A 12,573-nucleotide genomic window follows, 5' to 3' on the forward strand; every position below is an offset into this window, starting at 1 on the left:
CCAGCGGCGGCGAACACGAGGGAGCCCTAGTGAGCAGCGATCGGGACGGCGTCTACGTCGGCGACAACGCGGCGGAGGACGACGACGACTGGTCCGACGCGCCCGACTACACTCCCCCGTCCTGGTACGTCCAGACGGACGCCGTGCAGACGCCGCCGCAGCCGCCGACCCCGGTGGCCGAGGCTCCGCACGTGGGCAAGGCCGCACCGGCGGCCCAGACCCCGGCGGCACAGACCCCGGCGCCCCAGACCCCCCTGGCGGCTCAGGCCCCGGCTCCGGCCCCGGCCCCGGCCCCGACGCCGGATCAGGCGCCCGCGCCCGTCCAGGCCGCACCGCCCGTCCAGGCCGCACCGCCCGTCCAGCCCGCACCGCCCGTCCAGCCCGCCCAGGCCGAGGCGCAGCACGTCCCGTTCCCGGCACCCGGCCCCACCCCGGGCTGGCCGACGGCGGAGGCCCTGGCGCAGCCGCAGCCCGTCCCGGCTCCGCAGCAACCGCCGCAGCCGTACGCGTACCCGAGCCCGGCCCCGCAGCCGGTGCAGCCCGCCCAGCCGGTCCCGCCGCAGTCGTACGCGCAGCCGCCCGCGCAGCACCTGCCCCCGCAGCAGCAACCGCAGGACCCGCAGGCCGCCGCGTGGGCCGCCCAGCCGCAGCCCGTACAGCCGCAGCAGCCGCAGCCCGCCGCGCCGGTGGACCCGCGCCAGGGCGGCTGGCCGCAGCCCGCCGGCTATCCGCCGGCGGCCCAGCCCCAGCCCGGCCCGCAGCCCGGCGCCGCGCACCCGTGGCCGGCGCAGGACGCCGCCGTGCCGCCGCCCGTCGCGTTCCAGCAGTCCGCCGCCCCGCAGCAGGTCGCGCACGGCGCGCCGCTCGGCTACACCGCCGCGGTCGAGCTGTCCTCGGACCGGCTGCTGCGCAGCCAGCCCAAGCAGCAGCGCCAGCAGCCGCGCTTCCAGTTCGGCGGCAAGGCGGCGGCCGCCGAGAAGTCCCGCAAGCTGGAGATCATCCGCACCCCGGTGATGAGCTGCTACCGGATCGCCGTGATCAGCCTCAAGGGCGGGGTCGGCAAGACCACGACCACCACCGCGCTCGGCGCGACCCTGGCCAGCGAGCGCCAGGACAAGGTGATCGCGATCGACGCCAACCCGGACGCCGGCACCCTGGGCCGCCGGGTCAAGCGCCAGACCGGCGCGACCATCCGCGACCTGGTGACGGCCATCCCGCACCTGCGCAGCTACATGGACATCCGTCAGTTCACCTCGCAGGACCTCAACTCGGGCCTGGAGATCCTGGCGAACGACGTCGACCCGGCGGTCTCGACCACGTTCAACGACTCGGACTACCGCCAGGTCATCGAGGTGCTGGGCCGCCAGTACCCGATCATCCTGACCGACTCCGGCACCGGCCTGCTGTACAGCGCGATGCGTGGGGTGCTGGACCTCGCCGACCAGCTGATCATCGTCTCCACCCCGAGCGTGGACGGCGCCTCCAGCGCCTCGACCACGCTGGACTGGCTCTCCGCGCACGGCTACGCGGACCTGGTGCAGCGCAGCATCACGGTGGTCTCCGGGGTGCGCGAGACCAGCAAGATGATCAAGGTCGAGGACATCGTCGCGCACTTCCAGACCCGCTGCCGCGGGGTGGTCGTGGTGCCGTTCGACGAGAGCCTGGCGGCCGGCGCCGAGGTCAACCTCGACATGATGCGGCCCAAGGTCCGCGAGGCCTACTTCGAGCTGGCCACCCTGGTCGGCGAGGACATCATCCGGGCCCAGCAGGCCGCCGCCCAGCAGTCCGGGTGGCAGCAGCAGGCGCAGGCGGCGGCGTACCCGGCGCAGGCCGGCCAGCCGCAGCCGCAACCACAGCCGTACGCAGGGCAGCCGGGGCAGGCCGCCCAGCCGGCCCCCGGGGCGCCGTGGGCGCCGCAGCCCGGCCAGGCCCCGCCGCCCCCGCCCGGGTACGGCTACCCGCAGCAGCCCCCCGCCCCGGCGGCCTGGCCGCAGCCGGGCGCCCAGCAGCCGCCCGCGCCGCAGCCGGGCCCGGGCTACGGCTACCCGCCCGCCCAGGGCCAGCCGCCGCAGCCCGCCCCGCCGGCCCAGCCGGACGGCTACCAGCCGCCGCCCGGCTACGGCCCCCCGCAGCAGTGACGCCGAAGGGCCCGCCGACACCAGGTCGGCGGGCCCTTCCCCGTGGCGCGGCGGCGCTCAGGCGCCGTCGGTCAGCTCGCGGGCCTGCTTGACGTCGTCGGCCATCCGGTCGAGCAGCGCCTCGATGGAGTCGAACTTCTCCATCCCGCGCAGGTAGGCCAGGAAGTCCACGGCCACGTGCAGCCCGTACAGGTCCAGGCCGACCCGGTCGATGGCGTACGCCTCGACGGTGCGCGCGGTGCCGTCGAAGGTCGGGTTGGTGCCGACCGAGATGGCGGCGGGCATCCGCTCGCCGTCCGCGGTCAGCCAGCCCGCGTACACGCCGTCGGCCGGGATCGCGCTGTACGGCACGGTCTCGACGTTGGCGGTCGGGTAGCCGAGTTCACGGCCGCGCTGCGCGCCGCGCACCACCACGCCCTCGACCCGGTGCGGGCGGCCCAGCACCTCGCCGGCGCCGGCCATGTCCCCGGCCTCGACCAGCCGCCGGGTCAGGGTGGAGGAGAACGGCTCGCCGGCCCCGGCGGTGCCGCTCACCTGGAGGTCGACCACCTCGACGTCGAAGCCGGCCGACCGGCCCAGCTCGGCGAGCAGCGCGACGTCCCCGGCGGCCCGGTGCCCGAAGCGGAAGTTGGGGCCCTCGACGACGGCCCGGGCGTGCAGCGCGTCGACCAGGACCTGCCGGACGAAGGTCTCCGGCGACTCCTGGGACAGCTCCGGGGTGAACGGCAGCACCAGCACCGCGTCCACGCCGAGGCCCGCCATCAGCTCGGCGCGGCGCGCCTGCGGGGCGAGCACCGCCGGGTGGCTGCCCGGACGGATGACCTCGCGCGGGTGCGGGTCGAAGGTCACCACGACCGCGGGGAGGCCGAGTTCGCGGGCGCGCTCGACCGCCCGGCCGATGATCAGCTGATGCCCGCGGTGCACCCCGTCGAACGAGCCGATGGTGACGACGCTGCGTCCCCAGTCACCGGGGATCTCCTCCAGGCCACGCCAGCGCTGCACCCTGACCGCTCCTTGTTCCGTACGGCGCGTACCCTCTGTACGCTCAAACGCTCAAACCCGAACCCCTATAGCGTGCCATGCGCCTGCTCCTGCTCCGGCACCGGAATACGGGTTGGGCGCACCGGCGGCCGTACGGCCCGCCCGAGCGCGGTCCGCTCCGCCTCGGCGGCGGCGTACTGCGGGTCGCGGCCGGCCGCCGCCAGGGCGCGCATCCGGGCCAGCCGGGGGCCGTCCGGCCGGGTCGGGGCGGCCTCCCGCGGCCACTGGGTGAGCAGCTGCGCGAACGCCGCCGAGCGGCCCGCGCAGCGCACCAGCAGCTCGTCGGCGGCCGGCAGGCCGGGTGTCGCCCGGGCCAGCACCGCCCGGGCCCGGGCCGGCTTCTCGGCCGCGCAGTGCTCGGCCAACCGCTCCACGGCCGCGGTCAGCACCGCCGGGTCGGTCTCGGTGGCGAGCAGGGTGTCCAGCAACTCGCAGCGCAGCGCGTCCGCCGCCGGGTCCGCCACCGGGACGGACAGCACCTGCGCGAACGGCCGCCGCACGCCCGCCGCACGGGCGGCCAGCGCGCCGCCGAGCAGCACCCGCAGCTCCAGCCGGGCGGCCGGGCCGGCGGTCGCGGCGCGCTCCAGGCGGCGGCCCAGGTAGTCGACGGCGACCGGCCCGGCCAGCGCCGGGTGGTCGCGCAGCAGCCGGGCGGCCAGTTCGGCGCCCCGCCGGGTGGCCACCGGGGTGCGGGCCTCGGCCAGTACCCGCAGGGTCTCGGCGGCGGCCGCGCCCGGGGCCGCCAGCCGGTCGGCGAGCGCGGCCAGCACGGGCTCCGGGTCGCTCTCCAGGGCCGGGGCGAGCGCCCGGGGGGTGAGGAAGGCGTCGCCGCCCGCCCGGTGCAGTGCGAGCGCGGCGGGGAGGTGCTCGGCCCGGGTCTCCGGATCGCCGACCAGCAGGGCGAGCGCGGCGCCGTGCAGGCCCGGTTCGTCCTCGCGGGCGAGCAGGGTCAGCGCGGTGAACCGCAGCAGTCCGGCGGCGGCTCCGGCGGCGTACGGGGCGACCCGCAGGGCGTGCACGGCGGCGGCGACGTGCCGCTCGGGCCTCCGGTCATGGCTCCAGCGGTCCACCGCCCGGCAGAGCGCGGAGGGCTCCTCGACCGCGAGCACGGTGAGCAGCGCGTCCGCCCTCGGGTGCGCGGCGTCGGCCAGCGCGTCGGCCAATTCGTCCAGGGCGAGCCTGCGGTGGGCGTGCAGCAGGTCGTGGGCGAGGTCGGCGACGGTGCGGCCGGGACGGCCGGGCAGGCCGCGCGGGTCGTCGAACCAGGCGCAGAGCAGCGGGAACACCGCGGCCGGGTCGGCGCGCAGCCGCTCGGCCGCCGCGCCGAGGAACGGCTGCCCGGGCCCGTCGGCGGCCACCAGGCGGCGCAGCAGTGCGAGTTCGGCCTCGACGGGCAGACCGAGCCCGGTCCAGAACGCCGGGCCGAACGCCCCGAGCCCCGCCGTCGGCAGCCCGTCCACCCCGCCCGCCGCGGCCGCCTGTTCGGCGATCCGCCCCGCCAACTGGTCGAGCAGTGCCCGGTGTTCGGCGGGATCGGGGCTGGCGGCCAGCCCGGCGGTGAGCAACCGGCAGGCCCACCAGGCCGGTTCGCTGCCCGACGGGCGCAGGTCCAGGGCGCGCCAGAGCCGGTGCAGCCACGGGTCCAGGGCGGGCGCGCCCCAGGTCTCGGCCAGCCGGCGCAGCGCGGCGGCGACCGGGCCGATCCGGTGCCGGGGGACGGCGCGCACCGCGCCGCGCGGGTGGGGCCCCGCTCCCCCGGCCCGGCCGCCGGGAGACGCCCCCAGCCCGTCGGCGAGCGAGGGGGGCGTGTCCTCGGTCTCGCCCAGCAGCATCCGCAGCGCGGCGTCCAGGTCCAGGTGCAGACCCTGCAGCCAGTCCGCGAACTCCCCGTGCGCGAACCGGAATCCGGGCCCGGCGGGGACGAACAAGCCCTCGGCGAGGACGGCCGTGGCCCAGCCGCCGGACGCCGGGAACAGCTCCTCGAACGCGGCCCGGCCCAGCCCGCCCGGCTCGGCGCCGAGCATCCGCCGGGCCGCCTCGTGCACCCGCCCGGCCACCGCCGCCGCCAGCCGCCGCACCCGCCCGTGGGACGGCCCGGCGGGCCGGGCGGAGCCCCGGCGGTGGGCGCCCGGGCGGCGCGGCCGGCCGTCCTCGGCCAGCCGCTGGGCCACCCGCAGGCAGCGCAGGTCCAGGTAGGCGCCGAACAGCTCGCCCCGGCGCGCCGGTTCCCCGCGCAGGCCCTCCGCCCACAGCTCACCGGCCAGCCGGGCGGCCAGCGGGTGCCGCGCGTCGGCGGCGGCCGGCCAGCCCGGCGGCAGCCCGTACCGGCGGCGCACCCGCTCGGCCGCCTCGGCGGGCAGCGGGCCGAGCCGGTGCCCGCCGAGGGTCGGGGCGCCCGGGCCGGCGCCGTCCATCCGGACGGTGGGGGCGCTGGCCAGGTCGCCGCCCGGCTCCGGCTGGTCCGCGCACCGGGTACGGTCCGTGCCGCTGCCCCACTTCTGGGCCGCCAGCCGCTCCCAGGCCTCCTCGCCGCAGGCGGTCAGCAGCCGCGCCCCGCAGCCGGTCAGCCAGTCCCCGGCGCCGCGCAGCCAGCGCGGGTCCTGCGGCGCCGGGGACTCCTCGGGGCCGTCCAGGACCACCAGCAGCGGCCGCCCGGCCGCCGCGCACAGCGCCGCCACCGGCTCCGGCGCGGGCGCCGGGATGCCCAGTTCGGCCGCGGCGGCGGCCAGCGCCCGCTCCACCGGGGCGGCGAGCGAGCGGTCCTCGGCCAGCAGATCGGCGCCGCGCAGCCAGAGGGTGGGCAGCGGCCGGGCGCCGTCGGCGCGGCGGGCGGCGAGGGCGGCGAGTTCGGTGGAGCGCCCGCTGCCGGGGGCGCCGACCAGCGCGGTGACGGTGGCCGGCGGTTCGTCCCCGGTCAGCCCGTCGGGCCGGTCGACCCGGTCGGCGGCGAGCCCGGCCACCCGGCCGGGTCCGGCCCCGGCGGCGGCCAGCTGCGCGGCGGTCAGCCGCAGCACCCCGGCCAGGTTGAGCGCGGTCCCGTAGGCGGGCACGGCCGCGGCGTTGCGAGCCAGCAGTTCGGCCAGCGGCGGGGCGACGACCGCGCCGCCACCGGCCGGTACCGCGGGCAGCGCGCCGCCGTACTGCGGGTCGCGCAGCGCGGGCACGGCCAGCGCCACCACGGCGCCGCTGCGGGCGTCCAGCACCGGCGCGCCGGCCGGCACCGCTACGCCGGCGAGCACCGGCGGGTCGAGCAGCAGCAGCCCGCCCGGCAGGTGGCCGCCGTCCGGCCGGACGTACCCGGCGCCGGTGACGCCCAGCAGGCCGCAGCGCAGCGCCACCGCCCGTTCCTCCTCACCGGCCAGCGCGGGCACCAGCACCTCGGGCCCGGCCCCGAGCGCGGCGACCGGCAGCGGCGGTACGGGCAGCCCGCCGACCGCCTCGGTGCGCACCAGGGCGAGCCCGTGCTCGGGCAGCGGCAGCACCGCGTCCGGGCCCACCACCCGGGTCTGCCCGCCGGGGGTGTGCAGGACGATCCGGTCCAGGCCGGTGACGCTCTCGTGCGCGGTGAGGACGGTGCCCTGCGGATCGGCGACGAACCCTAAGCCGTGCAGCCGCCCGTTGAGGTCGCGGATCCGCAGCAGGTACCGCCCGGGCTCCCCCGCCACACCGTCGCCGTCCAGGAATCCCGGCATTCGCACTGCCCTCCCCGCAGGGCCGGGCAGCCCGGGAGCGGACTCGTCACGGCGACCTGCTCGCCGCCGGGGAGCCTGCCCGCCCGGGAGCGGGCCCGACCGCGCCCGCGCCGCTCACCACGGCCGTTCACCTCGCGCGCCCCCCCGGACGAGTGAAACCCCCGCCGGGATGACTCCCGACGGGGGTGAACTGCGGCGAGGGGCCTCAGCCGACGAAGACCGCGACCGGCTTCGCCTGCCCGCCCTTCTCCTCGACCAGCGCGAGGAAGCGCCCGTCCGGCCCGAACACCGCGATCGGCCCGTCCACGCCCAGCCCGGGCGCCTTGAGCCGGGCGCCGTGCGACAGCTTCTCCGCCGCCGCCTCGTCCAGGTCCCAGCGCGGGAAGGCGGCCGCCGCGGCCTCGGCGATCGGCAGCACCTGCAGCCCCGCGGCGGAGTCGCCGGTGACGGCGGCCTCCAGCTGCTCCAGGGTGTGCGCCGACTCCACCGAGTACGGCCCGACCCTGGTCCGCCGCAGCGCGGTCAGGTGGCCGCCGACGCCGAGCCCGGCGCCCAGGTCGCGGGCCAGTGCCCGGATGTAGGTGCCGGAGGAGCACTCGACGGTCACGTCCAGGTCCACCACCGGCGTGCCGTCCTCGGCCACCGCCGCGCGCTGCCCGTGCACGGTGAAGGAGTGGATCGTGGTGGGCCGGGCCGCGAGCTCGAAGTCCTCGCCCTCGCGCACCCGCGCGTACGACCGCTTGCCGTCGATCTTGATCGCGCTGACCTTGGAGGGCACCTGCATGATCTCGCCGGTGAGCGCGGCGATCCCGGTGTCGATCGCCTCCCGGGTCACCCCGTCGGCCGGGGTGGCGGCGGTGACCTCGCCCTCCCGGTCGTCGGTGACGGTGGTCTGGCCGAGCCGGATGGTCGCCTCGTACGTCTTGGCGGTGAGCATCAGGTGCCCGAGCAGCCGGGTGGCCCGCTCGACGCCGATCACCAGCACGCCGGTGGCCATCGGGTCCAGCGTCCCGGCGTGCCCGACCTTCCGTGTCCCGGCCAGCCATCGCAGCTTGGCGACGACCCCGTGCGAGGTGATGCCCTCGGGCTTGTCGACGATCACCAGGCCGTCCGGGCCGGTGCCTTTGCGCTTCATCAAGTTCTTTCTCTAAAAAACGGTCAAGAGATGATCAACGTACCGGTCGCAGCGCGCCCCGGAACCGTTCGACCACCGCGGCCACGTCCTCCCGCGCGCTGAACCCGGCCGCGAAGACGTGCCCCCCGCCGCCCAGTTCGGCGCAGGCCGCGGCGACGTCCACCGCGCCCTTGGAACGCGAGGAGCCCCGCAGCGTGCCGTCCGGGTCCTGCTTGAGCACCAGCGCCACCTCGGCCTCGGCCGGGCGGCGCAGGATGTCGATCAGCCCCTCGATCTCCTCGACCGTGACGCTGAACAGCACCAGGTCCTGGTACGGCACCCAGGTCCACACCAGGCCCAGCCCGCCGGCCGCGTCCGGCTCGTAGACGGCCCGGTCCAGCGCGCCCGCGAGCACCTTGAGGTAGCCGAAGGAGGAGGTGTCCCACAGCTGCCGGGAGATCAGGTCGTGCCGGATGCCGGTGGCCAGCAGCCGCCCGGCGAGTTCGTGGGTGGCGGGCGTGGTGGCCCGGTACTTGAACGAGCCGGTGTCGGTGGCGACGCCGGTGTAGAGGCAGGTGGCCAGGTCCTGGTCGAGTTCGACGCCGAGCCGGCGCAGCAGTTCGTCGACCAGGACGGCGGTGGCCGGCGCGGTCGGATCGATCAGCTGGTGCGTGCCGAAGCCCGGATTGGAGGCGTGGTGGTCGATCACCACCAGCGCGGGCGCGGCGAAGGCCTTGCCGTGCAGCAGGCCGAGCCGGCTCTCCGCGGCCACGTCGAAGCAGAGCACCAGCTCGGGGACGTCCGGCACCTCGGCGGCCGGCACGATCAGCTCCTGACCGGGCAGGAAGGCCAGCGACTCGGGCACGATCTGCGGGTCGTCGCCGAAGGAGACCCGCACCTGCTTGCCGAGCCCGCGCAGCGCCAGCGCGGCCGCCAGCGAGGAGCCCAGGGCGTCGCCGTCCGGGCAGATGTGGCAGATCAGGTCGATCGAACGCGCCCGCCCGATCTCCGCCACCACCTGCTGCCAGAGCAGCTCGAAGCCGCTCTCCTCGGCGCGCGGCCCCGGGAGCGCCGCGAGGGCACCCTCCACCGTGCTGGTGGAGGACGCCCCCGTGGTCGAACCGGCTCGCGAGGCGGCCTTCGCCGGCTCACCCGCCATGACTACTCGTCCTCGTCGTCACGCTCGGACGCCGGAACCTTGTACGGGTCCGCGTCGCCGGCGTAGGTCGCGCCCGCGGCGGTGGTGCGCACCGCCGCGTCGATGGCCTTGGCCCGGTCGAGCAGGTCGTCGATGTTCCGGGCGTTGTCCGGCAGCGCGTCCGCGACGAAGGTCAGCGTCGGGGTGAAGCGCACCCCGATCTTGCCGACCTCGGAGCGGATCACGCCCTTGGCGCTCTCCAGCGCGGCGGCGGTCGCCTCGCGCTCGGTCTCGTCGCCGAAGACGGTGTAGAAGACGGTGGCCTCGCGCAGGTCCCCGGTCACCCGGGTGTCGGTGATGGTCACGAACCCCAGTCGCGGGTCCTTGATCCGCCGCTCCAGGGTCTGGGCGACGACCACCTGGATGCGGTCGGCGAGCTTGCGCGCCCTTGCGGTGTCGGTCACGTTGCCTCCTCGTGCAGTGGGTCCGGCATCCGGGCGGCTGCGCGCCCGTCGGGGCCCAAGCCCCAAAGTACCGGCCCGCGCCCGGCCTTGCGGGCGCTCTGGGTCCTGATCCGTGTGAGAACGGCGACTTCCGCCGACCGTCTCCACGGCTCTCATTCGTCGTCGTCGTTGTGGTAGCGCCTCCTCGCGGAGAGGAGTTGCACCTCGGGGCGGCCGGCGACCAACCGCTCACAGCTGTCCAGGATCTCGGTGACGTACCCGGCCTCGCCGGACACCACCGCGAGGCCGATCTCGGCCCTGCGGTGCAGATCCTGGTTCCCGGTCTCGGCAGCGCACACGCTGTACTTGCGCTGCAGTTCGGCCACGATGGGCCGCACGATCGAACGCTTCTCCTTGAGCGAGTGGACGTCGCCCAGCAGCAGGTCGAAGGTGAGTGTTCCCACGAACATGTGTGACAGGTCTAGCCGACCTGGAAGGCCTCGGGGGAAGCCGCCCGGAACCGGGCTGGCGTACGAGGACCGACCCTACACAGCGAGACCGGGGCCGGTCGACGGAAATACCACCCGTCGACCGGCCCCGGCGGCCACCCGCTTACGCGCGCGGCTTCTCGCGCATCTCGTAGGTCTCGATGACGTCGTCGACCTTGATGTCGTTGAACGACCCCAGGGTCACACCGGCCTCGAAGCCCTCGCGGACCTCGGTCGCGTCGTCCTTGAAGCGGCGCAGACCCTCGATGGTGAGGCTCTCCGCCACGACCTTGCCGTCGCGGATGAGGCGGGCCTTGGCGTTGCGGCGCAGCAGGCCCTCGCGGACCAGCACACCGGCGATGTTGCCGAACTTGGAGGAACGGAACACCTCGCGGATCTCCGCGGAGCCGAGGCGCACCTCCTCGTACTCGGGCTTGAGCATGCCCTTGAGGGCGTTCTCGATCTCCTCGATCGCCTGGTAGATGACCGAGTAGTACCGGACGTCCACGCCTTCCTTGTCGGCCGCAGCGCGCGCACGGCCTTCGGCGCGCACGTTGAAGCCGATGATGATGGCGTCCGAGCCCATCGCCAGGTCGACGTCGGACTCGGTGATCGCACCGACGCCGCGGTGCAGCACCCGGAGCTCGACCTCCTCGCCCACGTCCAGCTTGACCAGGGCGTCCTCAAGGGCCTCGACCGAACCGGAGACGTCACCCTTGATGATGAGGTTGAGCTGCTCGATGGAGCCGGCGGCGATGGCCTTGTCCAGGTCCTCCAGGGACACCCGGACCCGACGCTGCGCGAAGGCGGCGTTGCGGTCGCGGGCCGAGCGCTTCTCGGCGATCTGGCGGGCGGTGCGGTCCTCGTCGACGACGATGAAGCTGTCGCCGGCGCGGGGCACCGAGGTCAGACCGAGCAGCAGCACCGGACGGGACGGGCCGGCCTCGGTGAGGTGGTTGCCGTTCTCGTCCAGCATCGCGCGGACGCGGCCGTAGGCGTCGCCCACGACGATCGAGTCGCCGACGCGGAGCGTACCGCGCTGGACCAGCACGGTCGCCATGGCGCCGCGGCCCTTGTCGAGGTGCGCCTCGATGGCGATACCCTGCGCGTCCTGCTCGGGGTTGGCCCGCAGGTCGAGCGAGGCGTCGGCGGTGAGGACCACGGCCTCCAGCAGCTGGTCGATGTTCAGACCCTGGCGCGCGGAGATGTCGACGAACATGGTGTCGCCGCCGTACTCCTCGGCCACCAGACCGAACTCGGTCAGCTGACCGCGGACCTTGGTCGGGTCGGCGCCCTCGACGTCGATCTTGTTGACGGCGACCACGATCGGCACACCCGCGGCCTTGGCGTGGTTCAACGCCTCGACCGTCTGCGGCATGACACCGTCGTTGGCCGCGACCACCAGGATCGCGATGTCGGTGGACTTGGCACCACGGGCACGCATGGCGGAGAACGCCTCGTGACCCGGGGTGTCCAGGAAGGTGATCGGGCGCTCTTCGCCGTTCACGATCGTGGCCACCTGGTAGGCGCCGATGTGCTGGGTGATGCCACCGGCCTCGCCGGCCACCACGTTGGACTTGCGGATGGCGTCCAGCAGGCGGGTCTTACCGTGGTCGACGTGACCCATGACGGTGACGACCGGCGGGCGCGGGGCCAGCTGGTCCTCGTCGCCCTCGTCGGCGCCGAAGTCGATGTCGAACGACTCCAGCAGCTCGCGGTCCTCGTCGTCCCGGCTGACGATCTCCAGCTGGAAGCCCATCTCGCCGGCCAGCAGCTCGAGGGTCGCGTCGGAGACCGACTGGGTCGCGGTGACCATCTCACCGAGGTTGAACATGACGGAGACGAGCGCGGCCGGGTTGGCGTTGATCTTCTCCGCGAAGTCCATCAGCGAGGCGCCGCTCGACAGGCGAACGGTCTGGCCGTTGCCGCGAGGCAGCATCACACCGCCGACGGACGGGGCCTGCATGGCCTCGTACTCCTGGCGCTTCGCCCGCTTCGACTTGCGGCCACGCGCCGGGCGACCGCCCGGGCCACGGCCGAAGGCGCCCTGCGTGCCACCACGGGCACCCGGGCCGCCGGGACGACCACCGAAACCACCGGGGCGCGGGCCGAAGCCGCCGCCGCCACCCGGGGCACCGCCACCGGGACGCGGACCGCCGAAGCCGCCGCCACCGGCCGGACGCGAGCCCGGACCGGCCGGACGACCCTGGAAGCCCGGACGGGCGCCACCGGCACCACCCGGACCACCCGGACGGCCACCGGGGCCACCCGGGCCACGGCCACCGGGGCCCGGACGCGGGCCGGGAGCCGGACGCTGCGGCATCATGCCCGGGTTCGGGCGCGGCATGCCGGACGGGGTCGGGCCGCCGGGACGCGGGCCGGCCGGACGGGGCATGCCGTCCGGACGCGGACGGTCGCCACCGGGACGCGGGGCGCCACGGTCGGCACCGGGAGCACCAGCGGGACGCGGACGGTCGCCACCCGGACGCGGGGCGCCACGGTCGGCACCGGGAGCACCA

Annotated in this window: 8 protein-coding genes; 1 reads left to right on the top strand and 7 read right to left on the bottom strand. The window is 76.0% G+C overall.

Annotation, left to right across the window (positions count from 1 at the left end):
- The first annotated feature begins 29 nt into the window (after positions 1-29).
- Positions 30-2,138 carry a MinD/ParA family protein gene (locus ACIOJE_RS33120; protein WP_400781315.1) on the top strand — a complete coding sequence of 703 codons (2,109 nt, stop codon included), beginning with the start codon at positions 30-32 and terminating at the stop codon, positions 2,136-2,138.
- A gap of 57 nt (positions 2,139-2,195) precedes the next feature.
- Here ACIOJE_RS33120 and ACIOJE_RS33125 read toward each other — a convergent pair whose 3' ends face one another.
- The 7 genes from ACIOJE_RS33125 to infB form a co-directional block, all read right to left on the bottom strand.
- Positions 2,196-3,140, bottom strand: a complete 945-nt coding sequence (locus ACIOJE_RS33125) for a bifunctional riboflavin kinase/FAD synthetase (protein WP_280685385.1) — start codon at positions 3,138-3,140, stop codon at positions 2,196-2,198.
- Between the two features lie 65 nt (positions 3,141-3,205).
- Positions 3,206-6,871: a serine protease gene (locus ACIOJE_RS33130; protein ID WP_400781318.1), complete on the bottom strand. Its 3,666-nt coding sequence runs from the start codon at positions 6,869-6,871 to the stop codon at positions 3,206-3,208.
- A 205-nt stretch (positions 6,872-7,076) separates the two neighbouring features.
- Positions 7,077-8,006, bottom strand: coding sequence for a tRNA pseudouridine(55) synthase TruB (truB, locus tag ACIOJE_RS33135; RefSeq protein WP_280685387.1), 930 nt, complete (start codon positions 8,004-8,006; stop codon positions 7,077-7,079).
- Between the two features lie 34 nt (positions 8,007-8,040).
- The gene (locus ACIOJE_RS33140; RefSeq protein WP_280685388.1) at positions 8,041-9,144 is read right to left on the bottom strand and encodes a bifunctional oligoribonuclease/PAP phosphatase NrnA; all 1,104 of its coding nucleotides are present in this window, start codon (positions 9,142-9,144) and stop codon (positions 8,041-8,043) included.
- A 2-nt stretch (positions 9,145-9,146) separates the two neighbouring features.
- Positions 9,147-9,587, bottom strand: coding sequence for a 30S ribosome-binding factor RbfA (gene rbfA, locus ACIOJE_RS33145; protein WP_280685389.1), 441 nt, complete (start codon positions 9,585-9,587; stop codon positions 9,147-9,149).
- 152 nt (positions 9,588-9,739) lie between these two features.
- Entirely contained in the window at positions 9,740-10,036 is a 297-nt protein-coding gene (locus ACIOJE_RS33150; protein WP_030397729.1) for a DUF503 domain-containing protein, read from the bottom strand.
- A gap of 142 nt (positions 10,037-10,178) precedes the next feature.
- Positions 10,179-12,573 (bottom strand): translation initiation factor IF-2 (gene infB / locus ACIOJE_RS33155; protein WP_400781321.1); only part of this gene is annotated, 2,395 nt, incomplete at its 5' end.

Source organism: Kitasatospora sp. NPDC087861, from assembly GCF_044742585.1.
GTDB lineage: Bacteria > Actinomycetota > Actinomycetes > Streptomycetales > Streptomycetaceae > Kitasatospora.

Coding starts and splice junctions, on each gene's coding strand:
- ACIOJE_RS33130 (WP_400781318.1), bottom strand. CDS start 6,871: ATGCCGGGATTCCTGGACGGCGACGGTGTGGCGGGGGAGCCCGGGCGG.
- ACIOJE_RS33150 (WP_030397729.1), bottom strand. CDS start 10,036: ATGTTCGTGGGAACACTCACCTTCGACCTGCTGCTGGGCGACGTCCAC.
- ACIOJE_RS33140 (WP_280685388.1), bottom strand. CDS start 9,144: ATGGCGGGTGAGCCGGCGAAGGCCGCCTCGCGAGCCGGTTCGACCACG.
- truB (WP_280685387.1), bottom strand. CDS start 8,006: ATGAAGCGCAAAGGCACCGGCCCGGACGGCCTGGTGATCGTCGACAAG.